The organism is Mesorhizobium sp. WSM4807, assembly GCF_055811615.1.
The window spans coordinates 129,431-150,662 of record NZ_JBVVQY010000002.1; the positions used below are offsets into that span (position 1 = coordinate 129,431).

Consider the following 21,232-nt stretch of genomic DNA (forward strand, 5'->3'; position numbering starts at 1 on the left):
GTCTCCGCGTTTGCGGCCTGAGGGGCGCGACTTCGCTCCAATCGCCGCTTCTCATCGCCTCAGCCCGGCCATGAAGGTCTTTACTCGGGCGGGGTCGACCTTGTTCCACCAGACGCCGTCGTGCTTCAGTGCGCTGGCGATGATGACGCCATCGACGATGCCAAGAATATCGTTTGCATTGTCGGGCGTCACGCCGCTGCCGACCAGCGTCGGTAGGCCGGCAGCCTCTTTGATCATGCCGATGTAGCTCAGATCCGCAGCGTCCCCGGTGCGCTGACCGGTCGCAATGATGGCGTCGGCGTCGAAGAAAACCAGATCCTTTACCAGTTCCTCAACCGGGCGGTCGGCAACGATCGCATGCGCGCCATGCTTGACATGAGCATCGGCGAAAACGCGGATGCCGTTGGCGCGCAGCCTGGCGCGGTAGCGTGCTGCGCGACCCGACTCCCCCTCGACAAAACCCTCGTTGGCGACATAGGCATTCGCCCATTGATTGACGCGGATAAAGCCCGCGCCAGCGGCACTGGCGATCGCAAGGGCAGGGATCGCGGCGTTAGCGAGCACATTGATGCCGACCGGCTTGCCGAGTTCGCGGCGAATACGGTCGGAAATAACAGCCATATAGGCCGCTGTCTCCGGTCCGATATCGTCAGGTTTGGCAAAGGGGATATCGCCATGGTTCTCGACGATCACGCCGTCGCATCCGCCGTCGAGATAGGATCTGGCATCATCAAGCCCCCTCTGATAGATCGCCTCGACAGCCTCGCCGTCATAGCGCGGCGCGCCAGGAAGCGGCGCAAGATGAACGACGCCGATCACCACCTTGGTGCGGCCGAAAAGTTCTACGAGCGCGTCGCCGCCTGATTGACCGAGTTGGGTCATGAGAGCTCCGTTTGATTGATGAGCGCCGCCATTTCAGACGCGGAAGGACAGGATATCAGTGTGCCCGGGCGAGTCACCGCAATTGCCGCGGCGGCGAGCCCGAACTTCAGCGCTGAAGTAACCGACATTCCCTTGGCAAGCCCGCCGGCCAGACAGCCGCAAAACACATCGCCGGCGCCGCTGGTGTCGAGCGCCTCGACGCGTGGCGCCGGCAAACGAAGCGATCCCCCCTGGTCAGGGCCAAGGACGAGACAACCTTCAGCGCCAAGTGTGATCACGACTGTCCCGGCGCCTTTGGCCGCCAGCGCGCCGGCTGCGGCTGCCATATCATCCTGGCCGGTCAGCGCTTTCGCCTCGGATTGATTCACCACCAAAACCTCTGCCATACCGAAATCAGGCAGAGCCGCCGCATCGATAGGGCTGACGTTCAGGACAGTGCGCGCGCCATTTTCCTGTGCTGCCCGCAGGCAGGCATCTATCGCGGCGCCCCGCAGGTTTCCTTGGCAGACAACGATGTCGTCAAACGCAATCCGGCGCGCGAGTGCGGTTTGCGCGATCGGATCGAACGCCTCGCTGCAGGCGACGCCGCTGACGATGAAGTTCTCGCCGCCGGCCTCAATGACGATGGTCGAGCGGTCGCTTGGCAGGTCGAATTCACTCGCCTCGAGGTCGGACAACTCCTTGTCGAGGCGGCTCCTGATCCATGTGCCTGCGCGGTCCTTGCCGAGCGCCGTCCAAAACGTCACCGAAGCACCGGTGCGCGCGGCGGCAACCGCCTGGTTTGCTCCCTTGCCGCCGAGGCCGTCAGCGTAGCTGCTGGCGTTCAAAGTCTCGCCGGCGGCAGGGAAGCGGCCGACGCGAAAAATCGTGTCGACGCAGGCATTGCCGACGACATGGACATGCATCGCTCAGCTCTCACCGGTCGCCCAGCTCAGCATCTGTTCGAACAGGGTTTTGTAGCCTTCCCAGGCGATGAACTCCGGTGGCAGCCAATGCGGCCCGACATCGGACGTCCAGGCCACAGTGCGGCCCTTGCCATAGTGGCCGGTGACGAGCAGTGGCAGCGATCCGTAGTCCGACGACACGGTTGCCAGAACGTCCGCCCCGTCTTTCAGCGTCACCTCGTTGAAGCCGAGCAGGACTGGCCAATCCGAACCGAGACCCTTTAGGATCGGATGGTTCGAGGAGCCTTTCAGGACAGGCGCAAACCCTTCCGGCACCTCGACGCGGTCGTCGAACGCGAGGCAGTTCACCGGCAGCACCTCCTCGACCGGCGTCTTGCGGTAGCGCGCGCCGCCATTGATGCCCTGGAAGCTATAGTAGCCGCCGAACATCAAAAGCCCGCCGCCGTCGCGCACGTAATCGCGCAGCAGGCGCAGACGGTTCGGCGTCGGCTTGGAGTGGACCCAGGTGTCGGGATGCAGAAGCAGCGTGTTGGCGCCGATGTCGGAGAGCACCACCGCGTCATAGGCCGAAAGCGCCTCCATTGTTTGCGGAAAGCTGCGCTGTGCCTCATGCGCCGGCATGAAGGTCACGTCGAAGTCGGTCGACTTCAGAGCCGTCAGCAATTCGTCCGCGCCGGTGTAGTAGGTGACCGTCGGAAACTGGTCGAAACCCTTGATATGGGTGGCGGTCGACACCCAGGATTCACCGGCAAGCAGGATCTTTTTCTTGGACATTTGAACTCCGTCGTAAGTCTCAGCTGTAAGTTCGAGGCCGCTTAGTTCTGCCGCGCGAACACGGCCTTCGGATTGGCGATCAGCATGCGGTTGATGGCTGGCTGCTCGACGCCATGCCGTTTCAGGCGCGGTATGAAGTGCTTGAGGATGTAGCCGTAGCCGAAACCGCCGAAGCGGGTCAGCATGATCTTGAGGAACACATCCTGCGACAGCAGCAGGCGGTCGCCGAGGCCGGCTTCGATAAGTGCCGCGATTGCCCGTGCATTCTCCTCGTCGGAGGGCGATTGCGCGTCCTGATCGGCGTAATAGTAATCCATGCCGATCATATCGTATTCGAGGAACGCGCCGCGCCGGGCGAGGCTTGTCTGATAGTCGAGATCGCTGTGACTGGGGTTCATGTGGCAGAGCACAGTGTGGCGAAGATCGGCGCCCTCGGCCTCCACGACATCGAGCACCTCATGCGCCAGCCGCTCCCAGCCGGGCAGGTGGATCGACAGCGGCACGCCGGTGATGCGCGAGGCCCGCGCCGAAGCTCTCAGCGACTTTCGCTCCTCGGCGGTAAAATCCTTGCTGACGCCGACCTCGCCGATCAGTCCGGCCACGATCGGCGGCTGCGTCTCGCCGCCGCCGACGTCGTTGACGATGAACTCGGTCACCGCGTCGACATCCATCGCTTTCAGCCAATCGGGATGGGTGTGTTCCAGATAGAAGCCGGTGCCCATGACGATCTTCAGGCCGGACATGCGGCTGATGCGGGCGAGCTTTTCCGGCTCGCGGCCGATGCCGATATTGGTCGCGTCGACGACGGTGTGGCCGCCCAGCGCGCGATAGCGTTGCAGCTCAGACAGCGCCAGGTCACTGTCGTCGAGCGAAACATTGTCGCGGTTGACGTAGGGGTTCATGCGCAATTCGCCGATGATCTCGATGTTCACCGGCTGCTCGGCGAGCGCCATGTCGTCGGGATAACAGGGACATTTCCAGCTGCGCGCGCCGTCGAGCAAGATGTGCTCGTGCATCAGAGTAATGCCCATTTCTTCGACCGGAACGGGGCCGAGCACGGTCATCACATGGCCGGTATCGACCCCGATCGCCAGCCGCTGCCTGGGAGCTGCGTCATCGAAGAGATCGCTCATAGGCTCAACGGCTCCGTACGGCGCCGCGGAACAGGCGGAAGTTCAGCCAGATAGCGATCAGGATGATCGTTCCGGTCACGATCGGCGTCAGGAAAGGCGACAGATGCGCCAGGATCAGGCCGTTGCCGATGACGGCCACGGTAAGCGCGCCGAGCACCGTGCCGATGATCGTTCCGCGGCCGCCGAACAGGCTGGTGCCGCCAAGCACGACGGCAGCGATCACTTCGAGCTCAAACCCTTGCCCGGCATTCGACGATCCGGATCCGAGCCGGGCTGCAATGATGATCCCCGCAAGTGCTGCCGCGGTGGCGGAAATCACGTAAACGAAAAGCGTCGTCAGCCGCGTGTTCACGCCGGCGCGCCTGACCGCTTCGGCGTTGGCGCCGATGCCGGTCACGTAGCGGCCGAACGGCGTCTCGTTGAAGGCGATATAGGCGATCGCGAGGATCGCCAGCGCGATCAGCGCCGGCGCCGGCACGCCAAGCAACCAGGCGCGGCCCAGCACCGTGAAAGGGCTTCCCGGCTCGATGGGGATGGAGTAGCCGCCGGTGATCAGCAGCGCCACGCCACGGATCACCGAAAGCCCGGCAAGCGTGACGATGAAGGCCGGGATGCCCTCATAAGCGACGAAATAGCCCTGCACCGCGCCAAGCAAGGCGCCTAGCGCAAGCATGGCGAGGATGACCAGCGGCCATGGCAGGCCCAGCTGCAGCAATGTCGCCGACAACGTTGCCACCAGCGCCAGCACGGAGCCGACCGAAAGATCGATGCCGCCGGTGGTGATGACGAAGGTCATCGCTGCGGCGACGATCAGCAATGGTGCCGACTGACGCAGGATGTTCAGCAGATTGGGCGACGTCAGAAAGGCGTCCGTCGCCACCGAAAAGATGACGCTAACGATAAGAAAGAACAGCGCGATCGACACGACACTGCCATTGGCAAGCACCGCATCTCGCCAGGTGCCTGCGCGGACCCTTTGAGACTGAGCGGAGTGGGTCGAAGTCACGTCGCTCATGCTGGCGCTCCATCGCGATAGGCGCTGGCGGCCGAACGAGCGTTGAATTTGCGGCCCACGATCAGGTTGACGACATCTTCGATATTGGTTTCGCCGATCAGCCGCTCGGCGACGTTGCGTCCTTCGTACATGACCTGGATGCGGTCGCATACGAGGAACAGATCCTGAAGGCGGTGGGTGATCAGAATCACGCTGACGCCGCGCGCGCTCACGGCGCGGATCAGGTTCAGCACGGCCTCGACCTCGGCGACGGCGAGCGCCGCCGTCGGCTCATCCATAATCAGCACGGACGGCTCGAACGAGGCGGCGCGGCCGATCGCGATCGACTGTCGCTGTCCGCCGGACAGGTTTTCGACCTTGAGCCGCGTGTCGGCGATAACGATGCCGAGACGGTCGAGCATCTGGCGCGTTTGCTCGTGCATGCGCTTCTTGTCGAGAAAGGAAATGCCGGCGATGCGGCGGCGCGGCTCGCGGCCGAGAAAGAGATTGCCGGCGACGTCGACCGTGTCGCAGAGCGACAGATCCTGATAGACCATCTCGACGCGCGCCGCACGCGCCTCCGCCGGCGAAGTGAAGGTCACCGGCATGCCATCAATCTCGATCGTGCCGGCATCGGGAACCACCGCCCCCGACAGCACCTTGCTCAACGTCGACTTTCCTGCGCCATTGTCGCCGACCAGCCCCAGGACTTCGCCCGGCCTCAGCACCAGCGACACGTCATCGAGCGTCTGAATGGCGTTGTAGCGCTTTGAGATGCCGCTCATCCGCACCCGATACGTCTCGCTACTGCTCATCTTCGATCCACGGGGTTCGCGAAGCGTCCGCGGCGTAGCCTCAGGCGGCGCCGCGGACCGGTTATCGACGCAGTTTACTGGAACATCGCGCGATATTTGTCGACGTTGTCCTTGGTCACGATCGTCACCGGAATATTGATGATCGGCTCGACCGTTTCGCCCTTCTTGAGCCTGACCAATGCTTCGACAGCGGCCTTGCCTTCACCGGCCGGATCCTGCTGGACGACCGCAACCACCCAACCATCGTCAATGCCCTGAATGACCTGCTTGGTCAGGTCCCAGCCGAACACCTTGACGTCGCCGGTGCGGCCTTGGCTGGTTACGGCCGAAACAGCGCCGAGCAACGCCGGCTCGCCGGTCGCATATAGCGTCGTCATGTCCGGATTGGCGGTCATCAAATTCTCCGAAGCGCTCATCGCGGTCTCCTGGACATTCTGGCCGTCGACCGTGTCGAGGAAGGTGATCGCCAGGCCGCTGTCAGTGACCGCCTTCTTGAAACCGTCGAGCCGCTGGTTCTGGATGAACGAATTGAGCGCGCCGACGATACCGATCTTGGCAGTGCCGCCCATCTCCGCCTTCACATAGTCGGCGTAGAATTTGCCGATATCCTCGCCGGCCTTGGCGTTGTCGACGCCGATGAACGCAACGTTGTCGCCGTCGGGGATCTGCGCGTCGATGGCGATCACGGGGATGCCGGCCGCCTTCGCGGCGGTGATTGCAGGCTTGACGCCGTTCACGTCGATGGCGACCAGAATGATGCCGTCGACTTTCTGTGTGATGTAGTTCTCGATCGCGTCATTTTGCGCGCTCGGCACGTTGTTGGCATTGAAGATGACCAGCTTGGCGCCTGCGGCGTCGGCTGCCTTCTGCGCGCCCTCATTGATCTGGTTGAAGAAGAGGGCCTGCTGGTTGATGTTGACGAGAGCGAACGTATCGGCGAACGCCGATCCCATCGCTGTCGAGCAAATGGCGATGACGGCGGCACAACGGAAGAGAAGTTTGAACGGACGCATGTACGGTTCCCCTTGCTTGCGGGCCAAACCTGTTCGGCTGGACCCATTGGTGCTACAGGCACGAGGCAAACATTCAAGAGACTTGAATGCTTGTCAACGGATTTGATCCCTGAGCGCCCGTCAGAAGGTCGCCGGCGTGTTGACCCAGAAAATGCTGGCTCTCTCCTTGCCGATGTTGCGGTAATGGTGCGGTAGCTCCGACCTGAACACGAACGCATCTCCGGTGGCGAGATCATGGCTCTTGCCATCGACGATCAGCTTGATCCGGCCGGCGAGCACATAGCCGACTTCCTCGCCGACATGCTGGATGGGACCTTCGCTCTCGCCGTCCGCCTCGATATGATGGATATTGCACTGCAGCAGGTGTCCGGGCGAATACGGAATAATGCGCTCAAGCGAAATGCCTTCGCCGCGCCTCAGCGCGTCGAGCGAGATCAGAGGCCGCGCGCCTGCGCGGAACACGATCGCCTCGTCGTCGTCGACCTGTTCGAACATCCAGCCGATATTGGTCTCCAGAACTTCGACCAGGCGGTGAAGCATGGGCAGGGATGGCGAAGCCTTGCCGTTCTCGATCTTGGACAAAAGGCTTTCAGAGCAGTTCGCAGCTGTCGCCAGCGCCTTCAGCGTCATGCCCCGTGTCTGCCGGGCGAGGCGCAACCGCGTTCCAAGCCGCGCGGCATTTACGGTGGCGTCCATTTCGGACTCCGGCCGTCGCCGATCGATTTTGTTCATCCGTTCGCCAACCATTCAACAGTCATGGGACAACTGTCGCGCGAGCAAAAGACAGCGGCGACCGATTTGCAAGTGATGATTTGTCAATTTCGACGCTGCAGTGCCTCGACCAGCTTTTGATAGCACGGATAAAGCAACTCAGCGTCAAACACTCGCCTTCTATAGAAACATCGGCCATCTCCCGCTCGACCCAGCACTGACGGAACAAAAAGCGTTCCTGCGTTGTTCTCCAATCGTCCTGATGTTCGACGGCTGGTTCATACGCCGGCCAATGGCAATCCTCGCGGCAGGCGCTTGGCAGGCACGCGAAGAAGGGATGGCGAGGCAGATGGATCCTGACGATCTCAACACAGAACGGATCGTCACTGTGTTCGGCGGAACAGGCTTTCTCGGGCGCCGGATCGTGAAGCGGCTCCTGGAAAGGGGCTTCACGGTCCGTGCCGCATCCCGCCACCCGGCTCGTGTGGGCCCGGTCTTTTCTTCGACTGCAAGGATGCCCGAAGCCGTCGAGGCGGATATATTGGATGCGTCCTCGATCGGCTCGGCCATTGCCGGATCAAAGGCCATCGTGAATGCCGTCAGTCTCTATGTCGAGCAGGGCGCCCAGACGTTTGAGCGCGTGCATGTGGAAGCCGCAGCTGATCTTGCCGCTGCGTCGCGCGATGGCGAGGTCGACCGGTTCGTCCAGATTTCGGGGATCGGTTCCGATCCTCAATCGGATTCGAATTATATTAGGGCACGTGGGCGCGGAGAAGAGGCGGTGGCGAGCGCATTTCCCGGCGCCTTCATTGTGCGTCCCGCCGTAATGACAGGGCCAGACGACGTTTTCCTCACGACGATTGTCAGGCTGATACGTCTTCTGCCGGTCTATCCGCTGTTCGGCGATGGTGGCACACGGCTTCAGCCGGTCTATGTGGAAGACGTCGCAGACGCAGTCAGCCGGCTGATCGACGGGCGAAACCACAAGGGCTCATCCATATTCGAATTCGGTGGCCCGCGCATCTACACCTATAAGGAACTGCTGCGGGAGGTCGCCCGACAACTCGGTACCCACATCAGGCTGATGCCGGTGCCGTTTGCGGCGTGGGACGCCTTGGCTGGCGTCGCGGAACTCCTTCCGGGAGCGCCCATAACGCGCAACCAGGTCGATCTTATGCGGCACGACAATGTGGCAGCAATCGGCGCGCCGGGCCTGAAGGAACTCGACATCGCGCCGCGGGACATCGAGGAGGTGATCCGCTTGATCGAACGGCGCGCGTGACGCTGCTCGGGCTCGTCACCTGCTTAGCAAGACTCTACGATCCTGACGGGAACCTATCGCCATGCGGCGGGTTGGTCGAGCTTGAGCCAATGAAGAAGAAGGAAAAGGACTATGGCCAGATGCGATCAATGCGGGAATGACTACGACAAGGCTTTCGAAGTGAAGCTGGCTGAGGAAACCTATACGTTCGACAGCTTCGAATGCGCAATCCAGAAACTTGCGCCGCTCTGTCCGCATTGCGGGTGCCGGATCATCGGACATGGCGTCGAACAAGATGACATCATCTACTGCTGCGCACATTGCGCCGCAGAGGAAGGTGCAAGCGCACTGACCGATCGCGCACCTTGATGCAACGCTACCAGGATCATGGCCCCATGAGCCAGGAACACCGCTCGACACGGGCTTATTGGCAAGATGGAACCGTGCTAGCAAAGTCGTGACCAGCGAAAGCAACAAAAGGTCGGTTTGGCCGTTCTGATCAGCCGCATTTGCGGCGGGGCATTCAAAGACATGACTACGCCGCAAATTTTGTCGTTCGCCGTTATCTTCGTGATGATGGCGGCGCTCGTATGGGGCCGGTATCGATATGATCTGGTCGCAGCTGCGGCACTGTTGCTTGCACTCGCGGTTGGCATCGTGCCTTTTGACGAAGCGTTCAGCGGGTTCAGCGACGACATCGTGATCATTGTCGGCAGTGCCTTGCTGGTGAGCGCAGGCATAGCCCGCTCGGGCATCATGGAAGTTACCATCAAGCGCTTCGTTCCGAACCTATCGGGTGTTCGGTCGCAACTGGCGCTGCTGGTGATCGTGGTCACGATCCTGTCTGCCTTTGTAAAGAATATCGGTGCGCTCGCTATCATGATTCCGATAGCCTTCCAGTTCGCGCGCCGGTCGAGCGTTTCGCCCTCGATATTCCTGATGCCTATGGCGTTCGGGTCACTGCTCGGTGGACTCATGACGCAGGTGGGAACATCTCCCAATGTCGTTGTGTCCCGTGTGCGGGAGGAACTGACCGGCACCGCCTTCACAATGTTCGACTTTACACCTGTTGGAGCCGCGCTGGCCGCCGCCGGAACGATCTTCCTGGTGCTTTTCTATTGGCTGCTACCGGTGCGCGAAAAGCTGGGCGGGTCGGTGAATGAAGCCATCAACATCAAGAATTACCTGACAGAGGCCCGAATTGTCCGCGATTCGACGGTGCTCGGGAAAACCGTCGCAGACCTCATGAAGCTTTCCGGCGGCGATGCTATCGTGACGTCGATCCTGCGCAACCGGACCATGCGGATGACGCCACTGCCCGACGTTGTCCTCAAAGTGAACGACATTCTGCTGCTCGAGGGCGACCCAGGGGCGCTGCATCGCCTTGTCTCCCAGGGCAAGCTCAGCGTTACGGGCAACAGGGCCAGCGGGGACGACACGACCGGGGAGCTGGTCGCTATCGAAGCCGTCATCGGTGAAAGCTCCCCTTTGATCGGCTGGACAGCCCAGCGCCTTGCCCTCTACCACCGCTTCAATGTCAACCTCCTGGCTGTCAGCCGTCACGGCGAGCGCCTCGACCGCAGGCTGGCCGAAGTCCAGCTAAGGCTTGGCGACGTCGTCGTGCTGCAGGGCAATGCAGCGACGATACCCGAGATACTGCGTGAACTCGGCTGCCTGCCGCTGGCAGAAAGGGCCATCCTGCTTGGTAGCGTCCGTAAGGGTGTCGTGCCGGTGTTGATCCTTGCTCTCGCTATGGTGGCGACTGCGTTCGGGCTGCTACCGGTCTCCGTCGCTTTTTTCGCGGCCGCGGTCGGGATGGTGCTTTTCAAGGTCATCCCGGTCCGGGAGGTTTACCAATCGCTGGATGGTCCAATCCTCGTCATGCTCGCCGTTCTCATTCCGGTGAGCGATTCGCTGCGCAGTACAGGGGCGACAGAAGTGGTTGCCGGCGAGCTTGCCAAACTGGGGACCATTCTTCCGGCGCCCGGCGCACTGGTGCTCATCCTTGTCGCCGCCATGGCCGTCACGCCGTTCCTCAACAATGCCGCCACCGTGCTGGTCATGGCGCCTATCGCCGCCGAGTTTGCTGGCGATCTCGGCTACAGGCCGGAAGCATTTCTGATGGCGGTCGCCATTGGCGCCGGCTGCGATTTTCTCACCCCGATCGGCCACCAGTGCAACACGCTCGTCATGGGGCCGGGCGGCTACCGTTTCAGCGATTATCCACGTCTGGGACTGCCGCTGTCGTTCCTCGTCGTCATTGTTGCTGTGCCGATGCTAATGATCGTATGGCCAATGAACTGATATGCGATGGACGGACCAATCCGGCTCGAACTTTCGCCGGCCGGCGAAAACTGTCGCATCACTGTCGCATTATTAAACGGCTGCTACACATGTGTCCGGAACGGACCCTGTGAGCGATGGCTGGGGTTCCTGGATGCTTTTCGAACTTTTTGTCTCGCACCTCCAGCCGAATTGCGAGCGTTTGTGAAAGAGATCAGGATATCTGAACACGCTATGGGACAAGCTTGATTGACGCATTAGCTCTCTAGATCCCCTCAGCAGTTCACGACAGAGAGGTCCACTTGGGCTGTCGCGTTTGCCAGCTATCGGGGGTTTATAGGGGTAGAAGGTTGATCGATTGCTTAGATGCCCGAAGTCGTCATCGAACGTCCTTAGTGTACATCTTATATATGCTCCTCGCCATCCTCAAAAGAGGCCGAGCGTTTGCAGCAGGCTTTCGAATGTGACCTTTGGTTTCTTACCTGTTTGCCTATCCGGGTACATGTAGTCTTCGGGCGACTGCTTGCGTATGTTGCTCGGGCTATACCCGAACTGCTGCGTGAAAGCTCGACTGAAATTCGCCGCTGAATCAAAGCCGATTGCTAGACCAACTTCGGCGACCTTTCGGGTGTCGGAAGGATCCGCTAACATTGCATGAGCTACGGATAGACGTCGTCGACGAATGTAATTCGCAACGCCGCCGGACGTTTCGAAAAGCTCATAGAGCCGTGTCCTCGAGGTCGCCAGTTCCCGGGCGAGAGCATCCGGTGTCAGGTCGGGCGAGGCAAGATTGCTCGAAATGAAGCGTCTCGCCCGCGTCATCAATCCGATTTGTGAGATCTGATCGTTGCCGTCATCACGATCCACCAAAGGTGTAACCGCGTCGAATACCATTTTCCGCAAACGGTCCTTGATTCTAGGAAGGTCGTCTTGCGTGAAGCGATCGAGATTGGCTTCAACGCTTGACATAAGATCGATCAGCAGTTTGGCCCGGTGTCCACCCAAAACGACGTTGTTGCTCGCCGCCGGCAAGCTACCTCCATCGGCAAACAGATCGACGGGAACGATCAGGCTGATCGACTCCGTTGCCAGCGCCCGCCCGCTAAACGGATGCCCGAGCGAGCGGATTTCAATCATGCCCGGTTCATTTTGCGCGACACGTCCGTCAACTCCGGTCCAGGTGCGACCGGCGCGGAGAACGGTGATCTGCCAATGGTCAATTGGACTAAACCGCACCGCGTCTGGCGAGCGTTCGTAACTGAAGGCCGGCACGGTTTGTTGCAACAAAAGCATGCCGCCCAGATTCCACACCGCCTGCTGGACGACAAATCCATCCTCGGGATCCACATTGTTCGGCAGACGCGAATCCATCAATACCGCCATATGCTCCCGCCAGGCAGCAAACTGCTGGATTGGTGGAAGGATTTCCGTCTCAAAGCGCAACGACGTCAGGACGGCCTTCTCCAACTCATCCTCGCCGAGTGGATCCTGCGACATGCGCGGCCAGCGGCGACGTTCGACAGATGTCGGCTCCCTGTCGTTAGGTGGGACCGTCTTATCCGACATCACTGCCTCCAGCCACGACCCGGAAGGCCGCGACGTCGCGCTGCTTCCAGGAGATATGCCACCGTCATCGCCATGGAGAGGAACTGACCGACCGCATAGACAACATTCCGACCCTGCCAGCTTGTATGGAAAAACGACATGAAGGGGAAGCTTGCGATGGAAATGATAAGCGCCGCTCTCAAACCTCCTTCTTGCCGTAAAAATAGCGCGCGCCGATCCAGGTCAGGCAAAAGGAATAGATAATGATGGTATAGCCGATGGCGGCAGGCCAGAAGGCACCTTCATTACCCTGAATGGAAAGAACGATCCCTCCGATAAAGGTCAGAAATACTGAGGTGAGCCGAATCCGGGAAGGCACGAAATCACGACAGGTCACGGCAACCGCAGCCAAGATTACACAGACAGTCATGGAATTCAGTAATATAACGACGATAACGTCAGAAATCCATCTGCAGCAACCTCACGTCACCTCCGAAGTGTATTGTTTATAAGATAAACAAAATCATTAGATACATTTAAGGCTCACTGTTTATAGAGTAGTTAATTTTATCGCACCAAGTCAACAAAGCTAACCCTTAGCGGCTCGATCCTGAACCGGCCCATGAATGGGTTTCTTGGCTCGCTTCGAGATAAAGACCTTTGGCAGCATAGCGGCTTCATCAGAATGATCGATGAAAAGGTTTCGGCCGGAGGCGATGGTGCGGTCGAGCGGGTCAGCTGCAAAAATGGACGCTTTGAAAAGTTTCCGGATTCCCTGATATCGCAACGTAGGAACCGGGGAGGTATTGGAAATCATCAGATTCACTACAGGAAGAAAACCTGAAGTCTCAGTGCATTTAGACATCTACATGTCTTCCTTTTGGCATTGATGGTTTTTATGAATGAGGGCTCCCGTGAGTATCGCATTTCAGTCTGCAAAGTTGAAATCTGATCTTTCCTCGCAACGGAGGGTACTTGTCGCAGGCGGGGCCGGCTTTCTCGGATCACATCTGTGCGAACGTCTTTTGCAAGACGGCCATTCTGTTATCTGCGTAGACAATTTTTCCACGGGGCGGCTAGAGAATTTGCGCCACCTCCTGAACTACGACACGTTCAGCTTTGTGCGCCACGATATCGTGGAACGGCTCGATCTGCCGGTCAACGAGATCTACAATCTCGCCTGCCCGGCTTCACCGCCGCACTATCAGGCCGACCCGGTCCATACGATGAAGACGAGCGTGATCGGGTCGCTCAATCTTCTGGAACTGGCAGCACATTACCAGGCGCGGATTTTCCAGGCTTCCACCTCGGAAGTCTACGGCGATCCCCATGTGCATCCGCAGCCCGAAAGCTATTGGGGCAATGTCAATTCCTTCGGTCCGCGCTCTTGTTATGACGAAGGAAAGCGCTCTGCCGAGACTCTGTTCTACGATTTTCATCAGCAATACGGCGTCGACATCCGTATCGTGCGCATCTTCAACACCTATGGTCCGCGCATGCGCCCGGATGACGGCCGGGTCGTTTCCAACTTCATCGTGCAGGCGCTCAAGGGCGAGGACATCACCGTTTACGGCGACGGGTCGCAGACCCGTTCCTTCTGTTACGTGGACGATCTGATCGAAGGCTTCTACCGGCTCATGTACAGCCCTCAGGCGATCCACACGCCTGTCAACATCGGCAATCCCGGCGAATTTACAGTCGGTGAGTTGGCCGAGCAGATCGTGGGAATGACCGGCTCGGGCTCCAAAGTCGTCTATCACCCGTTGCCCGTGGACGATCCGCGCCAGCGTCGGCCCGACATCACAGTGGCCCAGAGAGAACTTGGATGGGAGCCGACCGTGGCGTTGGCCGATGGGCTGAAGTCGACGATCGCTTATTTCGAACGGCAGTTGAGGAAGCCCTCCGGAAAGCTGGCGGAGGCCGCCTGATGTCCGGCAAGAACGTACTTGTCGTTGGTGGCGCCGGCTTTATCGGCAGCCATACAGCCAAGCTTTTGGCCAGGCAGAGTTATGATCCGATTGTCTACGACAATCTATCCACGGGTCACCGGTCAGCCGTCCGATGGGGCGCCTTCGTTGAAGGCAACATCCTTGACTCGGAGCGGTTGACCCACGTCATGGATGAGTATCGCCCTATCGGGGTGATCCATTTTGCTGCATCGGCCTATGTCGGCGAATCCGTAGAGAAACCGGCAAAATATTATCAGAACAACGTCAACGGGACCCAATCGCTGCTGGACGCCTGCCAGAGAAGCGGAACGCGCAATATCATCTTCTCGTCAAGCTGCGCCACCTATGGCATTCCGGATCGCTTGCCGATCCGCGAAGGCGAGAGCCAGCGCCCGATCAATCCTTATGGACGCACGAAGCTCATCGCGGAGCAAATGCTTGCCGATTATTCGGCTGCCTATGCGCTGCGCTACGTGGCGCTGCGTTATTTCAATGCGTCCGGCGCGGATATCGACGGGGAAATCGGCGAAACCCACGATCCAGAAACGCATCTCATTCCGCGAGCCATGATGGCCGCTGCAGGCAGGATCGATTTTCTCGAAGTCTATGGCCAGGATTACGATACGCCCGACGGCACCTGCATTCGCGACTATATTCATGTCGCGGATCTGGCGCGCGCGCATGTGCTGGCGCTCGAACATCTGATCAACTGCGGTGGCAATCTGGCCGTCAATCTTGGCAGCGGGCGTGGTACATCCATTAAGGAAATTCTCGAAGCGATCAGCCGGCTGACAGGTCGTAACGTGCCGGTCGAGATGCGCGCTCGTCGTGCGGGCGATCCTCCGGTGCTTTATGCCGATCCGGCGCTCGCTGCCGAAAAACTTGGCTTTCAGGCGCTCTATTCCGATCTCGATACGATAATTCGCACAGCGGCTCCCTTCTTCGGGCTCGAGGTGCGCTCATGAGAACGCCGCGCATCGCGCTGTCTGTTGACAGGGAAGAACCCCTGATGGTGCCGGTCTTCACCGGCCGAAAGCGCGTCGAGTACATTATGGGTGCGGTTTTGTGGGCGATGGCCGTCGCATTCTTCTGGCAATGGTGGGTTTTCGGAGCCACCCACACCAACATGGTCGGCTCAATTCTGGTGACGGCGCTTCTGGCGTGGATAACGCTTTTGCCAGTCTACTTCATCACCATTTTCTTCAATGCACGCCGGCCGCACGGACGGCTGCGTATTTCCGCAGGAAGTCGCGTGGCCATGGTGGTCACCAAGGCTCCATCAGAACCTTTTGAGGTGGTGGCCGAAACCTTGCGGGCCATGTTAGCCCAGAACGTGCCTCACGACACGTGGCTGGCCGATGAGGATCCATCGCCCGCAACGCTCGCATGGTGCCGCGAACATGGCGTATTCGTTTCCACCCGCAAAAGTCGCGCCGATTACCATCGCCAGTCCTGGCCTCGCCGCACACGCTGCAAGGAAGGCAACCTGGCTTTCTTCTACGATCATTATGGCTACGACCAATATGATTTTGTGTCGCAGCTCGATGCCGATCATGTTCCCGAACCGGACTACCTATATAACATGTTGCGGCCTTTTGCCGACCCGACAATCGGTTACGTTTCCGCGCCCAGCATTTGCGATCGCAATGCACATGAAAGCTGGTCCGCGCGTGGCCGCCTCTACATCGAAGCGAGCATGCATGGGTCACTGCAAGCCGGATACAATAATGGCTTCGCGCCCGTATGCATCGGATCGCACTATGCGGTGCGCACAGCGGCATTGAAGGAAATCGGTGGGCTGGGGCCAGAACTCGCCGAGGATCATTCCACAACGCTCTTCATGAATGCCCATGGCTGGCGAGGGGCTCACGCGCTTGATGCCATCGCCCATGGCGACGGCCCACGGACGTTTGTCGATCTTGTAACGCAGGAGTTCCAGTGGTCGCGGAGCCTGGTGACGATCCTGTTGCAATACTCACCAAAACTGATCGGACATTTGCCGCTGCGTTTGAAGGTTCAATTCCTATTTTCGCAGTTCTGGTACCCGCTTTACGCCTTCTTTCTTGCTCTGACATTCCTGTTGCCCGTGATCGTACTGATCCAGGGCGATAATTTCGTCAACGTCACTTACCCAGAGTTTCTGCTCCATTTCATGCCGCAGTCGCTTATGATCCTGCTTCTGGCATTCTGGTGGCGGTCGAGTCGCACATTTCGGCCTATCGACGGCAAGATTTTTAGTTGGGAAGCGATGCTGTTTTTGCTGGCGCGCTGGCCGTGGGTTCTGGCTGGAACCTTTGCCGCGTTTCGTGACTGGATGACCGGATCCTTTGTTGATTTTCGCGTCACGCCAAAAGGCACGTCCGAAGTCGATCCGCTACCGTTTCGCGTGCTGGCGCCGTACGCCTTCGTGGTCCTGATCTCCATTCTGCCGGTCGTGTTCGTGCAGGATGCGTATCAAACGCGCGGCTTTTTCGTCTTCGCCATCATCAATGCATGCTTTTACTTGCTGCTGATTTTCATGATCTTGCTGCAGCATGGCAGGGAGAATGACGTGCGGATGAAAAGCCGAGCCTATCGCCCCGCGCTGGCAAGCAGTTTCATGGCTCTTTTGATGGTTACCAGCTTCGCCACGGTCGAGCGTGGCCGCGACGGCATCGAGGCGCTCGCCTGGGGAACCAAAAGCTTTTCCCTGTTCGACGACAGCTTCTCAATTGCCGGGGCAGGCGTCGGTGGTCGCGCTGTTCACAAAACCATCTTCAATCCACGTTGGCGCACCAATTCTCCCAGCAATTCGGGCGCCGCTCATCTCGAGATGGCAGGAGGTTCCGGTGGCACTTTCTAAATCTGAAAGGGCTCTATTGCTGTCAGGTTTCCGGATGCTGACAGCAGTCGCTTGGGCAGTGTCCTGCATTGCTGCACCGGCCTTTGCCTCTTCCTCACAGGTTTCCGTTCTGCCGGAAGGGGCACGTCGCATGACAGCAGGCGAAATCTACGATCTCTATAGAGACAAGAGCTGGCGGTGGGACAGCGGAGCCGGACGAATGGTGGGCGCGGACCGGCAATTTTCGGCATGGACCGACGGTGAGACGGGCAAATCCTGGGCGGAAGGCCGCTGGATCATCACCGAGACAGGTTGGATGTGTCTCAACGCGACATGGCATTCCGAACAGGGTGTATTTCCCGCCAAGACCTGCTTTTCGCATCGCATCGATAATGGAACGATCTATCAGAAGCGCGAGCCCGGTGGTGAGTGGTATGCGTTCCGTAACGCCGAGGTCCACCAAGACGACGAGGCCAGCAAGCTGGTGTCCACCGATCTGGTTTCCCGTCAACTCGATGCCATCAAAGCCGCGCTTGGTGCGGCACAGCAATCTGAACAGTAAGAAAGGGAGGGGGCCTTGAAAAGTCTCTTTAAACTATCAGCAGCCTTGCTTTGCAGCGCATGCATTTCCGGTGGTGTCTATGCAGCCAGCGGCGTGTCGGGAGCGAGTGTCGACAGCCGCAATCAGTTTCGGGACAAGCGTCCCATCATCACGGCTGACTCCGTAACCCCCGGCGCCTACGATCCGCACGCGGATTATACCAACGATTCCAACTCAAAAATCGAACACCTTTTTCTTCCCTGGGAAGATGTGGATCTGGCAACGCTCAGCGCCGCAGATGCCTATGCGCGTGAGCGTGGACGTTCCCTGTTGATCACGGTCGAGCCGTGGTCCTGGGCGCGGGACTGGCGTGTAGGTCCTGAGGATTTGCTCGCCGGGATTTTGGGCGGGCGCTACGATGCCAATATGTCAGCGGTCTGCTCTGCGGCGGCGCAGCTGAAAAGCCCCGTCACTATCCGCTGGGCGCAGGAAATGGAAGATAATGACGGGCAATTCACCTGGGCTTTCTGGAATGCTGAAGGTTATGTGAACGCCTACAGGCATGTCATCGACATATGCCGCAAGCATCTTCCGTCGGCCCAATACATGTGGTCACCGAAAGGAGAAGAAGGACTGGAAGCCTTCTATCCTGGCGACAAGTATGTCGACATTATCGGTCTGTCCGTCTTTGGCTATCAGCCCTATGACAAGCTGGAGGTCGGTCGTGATACGACTTTTGTGGAGCGCACAAAGCCGGGTTATGACCGTGTGACGGGCTTCGGCAAACCAATCGCCATTGCGGAGCTTGGCTACGAAGGCAACGACGAATATGCTCGTGACTGGGCTGCGGAAGCAAACAAGCCGCATGCCGAGTTCCCGGACATGACAGCCGTTGTCTACTTCAACGATCGTGAAGTCTATCCATGGCCGAGAAATGTCGGCCGGCCCGATTGGCGCGTGGCCAACCATCCGCTGGACTGATCCAAGTCGTTCGACAGAGTGGTTCGGCTTTCACCAGATGGCCGAACCGCTCCATCCCTTTATTTCTATGCGGTTCCAACGCAGGACTCTTACGCAGTCTTACTGGAATTGCCTTGGTGGAGAGGAAGTAAAATGTTTTCGATCCGTTCGATTATCTCAAGTGCGGTGCTGTTTGTGTCCTTGCTTGCAGGCAATGCCTACGCCGCTCCCAAGGCGGGCGACGCTATAGAAAAACGCGCCGCTGCCGCGACGCCGATGAAGGCCTCAGCAGTTGAAAAGCTCTATGCCGGCCGCACCTGGAAATGGCAAAACGGCGGTGGGTTCTATTCGGCGGAGACAACTGCTCGCGGGCTGTTCTCTGCAAATAGGAAGCCGTTCGCCGCTTGGTCGCGCAAACGGGCAGCATGGTCCTATGCGGAGGGAAACTGGTATGCGACCAATGGGGGCAAGCTCTGCATGCGCGCTCTCTGGACCAGCAAAGTAGCGAAAGGGAGTCTGGCAAGAAGCGGTGCAATCACATGTTTCCTGCACCGTGAAAAACATGGCGTCGTTTATCAGAAGCCTTTCATCGGTGGGAAATGGTATGTCTTTCGTCACAATCCCGCTCGCCGGGACGATGAGGCGCGCAAACTGGTCAAAGGTAATCGGGTAAGCAAAGAAGTTTCGCATCTTAAGGCGAATTCTCGATAACCGCGCAAAAACGGAGCCGCCGCGGCTTCAGGCGCGGCGGCTTCTGTCAAAACCAGGCCAACATTAAACGCCTGGCTGATTCGAGACCCTCCGAGTGTAGCAACGCGCTTTCTGACCAAAGCCGCTCGGAGTGCAGACATAGGTGTTGCTGTTCAAGTACCGGGATGCTGATATCTTAACGACCTTGCCTACCGGTTTCTTGTTGTAGCGAACATCGTTGTTAACCCGATATTTGACAAGGTAGACGAACCGTGTCTCTTCCTTTGATTTACGCATTTCGCCTGCTTGCGCGTTTGCGCCGAGAGCAACGGAAACAGCAAGCCCGATCGCTGCAATCGCCACTCTTCTAAAACGGTTCCGATGCGCAGTAGAAAACGTCATGTGCCAGCCTCCAATGTTATTGTTCTGGAGTGCGTTGTACCCACAGGACTTTAGGTTCTGGTTTGAACTATCTTGATAAATTTAGACAAAATGTTGCATTCCTCATGCCTCAAGTGGGGCGATTTGATCAAAATGAGGCCGGCGGCGCGTCCGCCGATGGATGCGAAATTCCACTTCGTCTTCTCGTTGCATCGGGGCGCGGAGGTCGAAGAACTCTTGGTTTGCGGCAAAGTAAACGGACAGGTTCAAAGCTTGCAACAGACTTGAAGCAGGTTGTGTGCGTCAAGTTCTGCAAAAAGGGGCGGCCATGGCGCTGGTCATGCGGCTTGGCGTCGAGCGAGCTTGTTGTGCTCGCGCAGGTCGTCCATGTTGATGTAGCGGTTGGCCTCCATCCAGTTTTCGTTGGTCTCGACGGCCAGCGACGATACCAGAGATACTGCGTGAACTCGGCTGCCTGCCGCTGGCGGAAAGGGCCATCCTGCTTGGTAGCGTCCGTAAGGGTGTCGTGCCGGTAACCATCCTTGCTCTCGCTAGGGTGGCGACTGCGTTCGGGCTGCTACCGGTCTCCGTCGCTTTCTTTGCGGCCGCGGTCGGGATGGTGCTTTTCAAGGTCATCCCGGTCCGGGAGGTTTACCAATCGCTGGATGGTCCAATCCTCGTCATGCTCGCCGTTCTCATTCCGGTGAGCGATTCGCTGCGCAGTACAGGGGCGACAGAAGTGGTTGCCGGCGAGCTTGCCAAACTGGGGACCATTCTTCCGGCGCCCGGCGCACTGGTGCTCATCCTTGTCGCCGCCATGGCCGTCACGCCGTTCCTCAACAATGCCGCCACCGTGCTGGTCATGGCGCCTATCGCCGCCGAGTTTGCTGGCGATCTCGGCTACAGGCCGGAAGCATTTCTGATGGCGGTCGCCATTGGCGCCGGCTGCGATTTTCTCACCCCGATCGGCCACCAGTGCAACACGCTCGTCATGGGGCCGGGCGGCTACCGTTTCAGCGATTATCCACGTCTGGGACTGCCGCTGTCGTTCCTCGTCGTCATTGTTGCTGTGCCGATGCTAATGATCGTATGGCCAATGAACTGATATGCGATGGACGGACCAATCCGGCTCGAACTTTCGCCGGCCGGCGAAAACAACCCCCTCGCTTCCGATTAGAGAAACCTGACATATCACACAGCGAACATGGACCTCGCTTACATGATGGCCATGCTTTGATATTCCGATCGCCGCGACGGATTGTTAACCACACCGGAAGCACAACACTGCCAGAGGTGTGCTTGACCGATCAATTGGCGTTGATGACCATATCTCGATAGAGGGTAGTCACCCGAGCGCAAGCGGTTACAATTAGCGATCAGATCAGTTATCAACCGAACGCAGGCGCTAGTGACCAATCGACTAAAAAAATTTCTGGCCCTGACGGCCGCACAACGCAGGACAGTGATCGCTGCAATGTTGCTGTTACCATTCACTGCAATGCTATTGCAGATGTTTGGTTTCCGACGTGCAAGAATTATACTGATCTGGATTTGCGAGCTTCGAAGCGTGAGGG

General features: G+C 58.8%; 21 protein-coding genes and 1 pseudogene. 10 read left to right on the plus strand and 12 right to left on the minus strand.

The window, feature by feature from the left end; genetic code table 11:
• Window positions 1–51 precede the first annotated feature (51 nt).
• The 8 genes from AC0L3N_RS02930 to AC0L3N_RS02965 all read right to left on the minus strand — a co-directional run bounded on the left by AC0L3N_RS02930 (window position 52) and on the right by AC0L3N_RS02965 (window position 7,248).
• Window positions 52–882, minus strand: coding sequence for a BtpA/SgcQ family protein (locus AC0L3N_RS02930; protein ID WP_473545452.1), 831 nt, complete (start codon window positions 880–882; stop codon window positions 52–54).
• The gene (locus tag AC0L3N_RS02935; protein ID WP_473545454.1) at window positions 879–1,787 is read right to left on the minus strand and encodes a ribokinase; all 909 of its coding nucleotides are present in this window, start codon (window positions 1,785–1,787) and stop codon (window positions 879–881) included. Before AC0L3N_RS02935 ends, AC0L3N_RS02930 begins: the two co-directional genes overlap by 4 nt.
• Window positions 1,788–1,790: 3 nt before the next feature.
• Window positions 1,791–2,561 (minus strand): glutamine amidotransferase, encoded by a 771-nt coding sequence (locus tag AC0L3N_RS02940; RefSeq protein WP_473545456.1) that lies wholly within the window; start codon window positions 2,559–2,561, stop codon window positions 1,791–1,793.
• A gap of 41 nt (window positions 2,562–2,602) precedes the next feature.
• Window positions 2,603–3,694 carry a phosphotriesterase family protein gene (locus tag AC0L3N_RS02945; RefSeq protein WP_473545458.1) on the minus strand — a complete coding sequence of 364 codons (1,092 nt, stop codon included), beginning with the start codon at window positions 3,692–3,694 and terminating at the stop codon, window positions 2,603–2,605.
• Between the two features lie 4 nt (window positions 3,695–3,698).
• Complete coding sequence (locus AC0L3N_RS02950; protein ID WP_473545460.1) at window positions 3,699–4,709, minus strand: ABC transporter permease; 1,011 nt, start codon at window positions 4,707–4,709, stop codon at window positions 3,699–3,701.
• Window positions 4,706–5,503 carry an ATP-binding cassette domain-containing protein gene (locus AC0L3N_RS02955; RefSeq protein WP_473545462.1) on the minus strand — a complete coding sequence of 266 codons (798 nt, stop codon included), beginning with the start codon at window positions 5,501–5,503 and terminating at the stop codon, window positions 4,706–4,708. The genes AC0L3N_RS02950 and AC0L3N_RS02955 overlap by 4 nt, the downstream gene beginning before the upstream one ends.
• Window positions 5,504–5,577: 74 nt before the next feature.
• Entirely contained in the window at window positions 5,578–6,516 is a 939-nt protein-coding gene (locus AC0L3N_RS02960; RefSeq protein ID WP_473545464.1) for an ABC transporter substrate-binding protein, read from the minus strand.
• Between the two features lie 120 nt (window positions 6,517–6,636).
• Window positions 6,637–7,248, minus strand: coding sequence for a cupin domain-containing protein (locus AC0L3N_RS02965; RefSeq protein WP_473545466.1), 612 nt, complete (start codon window positions 7,246–7,248; stop codon window positions 6,637–6,639).
• 328 nt (window positions 7,249–7,576) lie between these two features.
• Between AC0L3N_RS02965 and AC0L3N_RS02970 the strand changes: the two genes are divergently transcribed.
• The 3 genes from AC0L3N_RS02970 (at window position 7,577) to AC0L3N_RS02980 (ending at window position 10,792) form a co-directional block, all read left to right on the plus strand.
• Window positions 7,577–8,509, plus strand: coding sequence for a complex I NDUFA9 subunit family protein (locus AC0L3N_RS02970; protein WP_473545467.1), 933 nt, complete (start codon window positions 7,577–7,579; stop codon window positions 8,507–8,509).
• Between the two features lie 111 nt (window positions 8,510–8,620).
• On the plus strand, window positions 8,621–8,857 hold the full coding sequence (locus AC0L3N_RS02975) for a hypothetical protein (RefSeq protein WP_077381301.1): 237 nt from the start codon (window positions 8,621–8,623) through the stop codon (window positions 8,855–8,857).
• A 162-nt stretch (window positions 8,858–9,019) separates the two neighbouring features.
• On the plus strand, window positions 9,020–10,792 hold the full coding sequence (locus AC0L3N_RS02980) for an SLC13 family permease (protein ID WP_473545841.1): 1,773 nt from the start codon (window positions 9,020–9,022) through the stop codon (window positions 10,790–10,792).
• A gap of 405 nt (window positions 10,793–11,197) precedes the next feature.
• Here AC0L3N_RS02980 and AC0L3N_RS02985 read toward each other — a convergent pair whose 3' ends face one another.
• The 3 genes from AC0L3N_RS02985 to AC0L3N_RS02995 all read right to left on the minus strand — a co-directional run bounded on the left by AC0L3N_RS02985 (window position 11,198) and on the right by AC0L3N_RS02995 (window position 13,181).
• On the minus strand, window positions 11,198–12,337 hold the full coding sequence (locus AC0L3N_RS02985) for a helix-turn-helix domain-containing protein (protein WP_473545469.1): 1,140 nt from the start codon (window positions 12,335–12,337) through the stop codon (window positions 11,198–11,200).
• A 178-nt stretch (window positions 12,338–12,515) separates the two neighbouring features.
• Window positions 12,516–12,728 carry a hypothetical protein gene (locus AC0L3N_RS02990; protein ID WP_473545471.1) on the minus strand — a complete coding sequence of 71 codons (213 nt, stop codon included), beginning with the start codon at window positions 12,726–12,728 and terminating at the stop codon, window positions 12,516–12,518.
• 177 nt (window positions 12,729–12,905) lie between these two features.
• Window positions 12,906–13,181: a hypothetical protein gene (locus AC0L3N_RS02995; RefSeq protein ID WP_473545473.1), complete on the minus strand. Its 276-nt coding sequence runs from the start codon at window positions 13,179–13,181 to the stop codon at window positions 12,906–12,908.
• Window positions 13,182–13,218: 37 nt separating this feature from the next.
• Between AC0L3N_RS02995 and AC0L3N_RS03000 the strand changes: the two genes are divergently transcribed.
• The 6 genes from AC0L3N_RS03000 to AC0L3N_RS03025 all read left to right on the plus strand — a co-directional run bounded on the left by AC0L3N_RS03000 (window position 13,219) and on the right by AC0L3N_RS03025 (window position 19,298).
• Window positions 13,219–14,244 (plus strand): UDP-glucuronic acid decarboxylase family protein, encoded by a 1,026-nt coding sequence (locus AC0L3N_RS03000; RefSeq protein ID WP_473545475.1) that lies wholly within the window; start codon window positions 13,219–13,221, stop codon window positions 14,242–14,244.
• Window positions 14,244–15,230, plus strand: a complete 987-nt coding sequence (galE, locus tag AC0L3N_RS03005) for a UDP-glucose 4-epimerase GalE (protein ID WP_095495269.1) — start codon at window positions 14,244–14,246, stop codon at window positions 15,228–15,230. The genes AC0L3N_RS03000 and galE overlap by 1 nt, the downstream gene beginning before the upstream one ends.
• On the plus strand, window positions 15,227–17,107 hold the full coding sequence (locus tag AC0L3N_RS03010) for a glycosyltransferase family 2 protein (protein ID WP_473545477.1): 1,881 nt from the start codon (window positions 15,227–15,229) through the stop codon (window positions 17,105–17,107). Before galE ends, AC0L3N_RS03010 begins: the two co-directional genes overlap by 4 nt.
• A gap of 34 nt (window positions 17,108–17,141) precedes the next feature.
• Entirely contained in the window at window positions 17,142–17,648 is a 507-nt protein-coding gene (locus tag AC0L3N_RS03015) for a DUF995 domain-containing protein (protein ID WP_473545843.1), read from the plus strand.
• Window positions 17,649–17,663: 15 nt separating this feature from the next.
• On the plus strand, window positions 17,664–18,608 hold the full coding sequence (locus AC0L3N_RS03020) for a glycoside hydrolase family 26 protein (protein WP_473545479.1): 945 nt from the start codon (window positions 17,664–17,666) through the stop codon (window positions 18,606–18,608).
• Window positions 18,609–18,740: 132 nt separating this feature from the next.
• The gene (locus AC0L3N_RS03025; protein WP_473545481.1) at window positions 18,741–19,298 is read left to right on the plus strand and encodes a DUF995 domain-containing protein; all 558 of its coding nucleotides are present in this window, start codon (window positions 18,741–18,743) and stop codon (window positions 19,296–19,298) included.
• Window positions 19,299–19,361: 63 nt separating this feature from the next.
• Here the strand turns inward: AC0L3N_RS03025 and AC0L3N_RS03030 are convergent, their stop codons facing one another.
• Window positions 19,362–19,679, minus strand: coding sequence for a hypothetical protein (locus AC0L3N_RS03030; RefSeq protein ID WP_473545483.1), 318 nt, complete (start codon window positions 19,677–19,679; stop codon window positions 19,362–19,364).
• Between the two features lie 424 nt (window positions 19,680–20,103).
• Here AC0L3N_RS03030 and AC0L3N_RS03035 point away from each other — a divergent pair.
• Window positions 20,104–20,763 (plus strand): annotated as a pseudogene (locus AC0L3N_RS03035) (SLC13 family permease); the annotation flags it as partial.
• Window positions 20,764–21,232 lie beyond the last annotated feature (469 nt).

Coding starts and splice junctions, on each gene's coding strand:
- AC0L3N_RS02930 (WP_473545452.1), bottom strand. CDS start 882: ATGACCCAACTCGGTCAATCAGGCGGCGACGCGCTCGTAGAACTTTTC.
- AC0L3N_RS02935 (WP_473545454.1), bottom strand. CDS start 1,787: ATGCATGTCCATGTCGTCGGCAATGCCTGCGTCGACACGATTTTTCGC.
- AC0L3N_RS02970 (WP_473545467.1), top strand. CDS start 7,577: ATGGATCCTGACGATCTCAACACAGAACGGATCGTCACTGTGTTCGGC.
- AC0L3N_RS02950 (WP_473545460.1), bottom strand. CDS start 4,709: ATGAGCGACGTGACTTCGACCCACTCCGCTCAGTCTCAAAGGGTCCGC.
- AC0L3N_RS02975 (WP_077381301.1), top strand. CDS start 8,621: ATGGCCAGATGCGATCAATGCGGGAATGACTACGACAAGGCTTTCGAA.
- AC0L3N_RS03010 (WP_473545477.1), top strand. CDS start 15,227: ATGAGAACGCCGCGCATCGCGCTGTCTGTTGACAGGGAAGAACCCCTG.
- AC0L3N_RS02960 (WP_473545464.1), bottom strand. CDS start 6,516: ATGCGTCCGTTCAAACTTCTCTTCCGTTGTGCCGCCGTCATCGCCATT.
- AC0L3N_RS02995 (WP_473545473.1), bottom strand. CDS start 13,181: ATGTCTAAATGCACTGAGACTTCAGGTTTTCTTCCTGTAGTGAATCTG.
- AC0L3N_RS02955 (WP_473545462.1), bottom strand. CDS start 5,503: ATGAGCAGTAGCGAGACGTATCGGGTGCGGATGAGCGGCATCTCAAAG.
- AC0L3N_RS03030 (WP_473545483.1), bottom strand. CDS start 19,679: ATGACGTTTTCTACTGCGCATCGGAACCGTTTTAGAAGAGTGGCGATT.
- AC0L3N_RS02985 (WP_473545469.1), bottom strand. CDS start 12,337: ATGTCGGATAAGACGGTCCCACCTAACGACAGGGAGCCGACATCTGTC.
- AC0L3N_RS03000 (WP_473545475.1), top strand. CDS start 13,219: ATGAGGGCTCCCGTGAGTATCGCATTTCAGTCTGCAAAGTTGAAATCT.
- AC0L3N_RS03015 (WP_473545843.1), top strand. CDS start 17,142: ATGCTGACAGCAGTCGCTTGGGCAGTGTCCTGCATTGCTGCACCGGCC.
- galE (WP_095495269.1), top strand. CDS start 14,244: ATGTCCGGCAAGAACGTACTTGTCGTTGGTGGCGCCGGCTTTATCGGC.
- AC0L3N_RS02980 (WP_473545841.1), top strand. CDS start 9,020: ATGACTACGCCGCAAATTTTGTCGTTCGCCGTTATCTTCGTGATGATG.
- AC0L3N_RS02965 (WP_473545466.1), bottom strand. CDS start 7,248: ATGAACAAAATCGATCGGCGACGGCCGGAGTCCGAAATGGACGCCACC.
- AC0L3N_RS02945 (WP_473545458.1), bottom strand. CDS start 3,694: ATGAGCGATCTCTTCGATGACGCAGCTCCCAGGCAGCGGCTGGCGATC.
- AC0L3N_RS03025 (WP_473545481.1), top strand. CDS start 18,741: ATGTTTTCGATCCGTTCGATTATCTCAAGTGCGGTGCTGTTTGTGTCC.
- AC0L3N_RS02940 (WP_473545456.1), bottom strand. CDS start 2,561: ATGTCCAAGAAAAAGATCCTGCTTGCCGGTGAATCCTGGGTGTCGACC.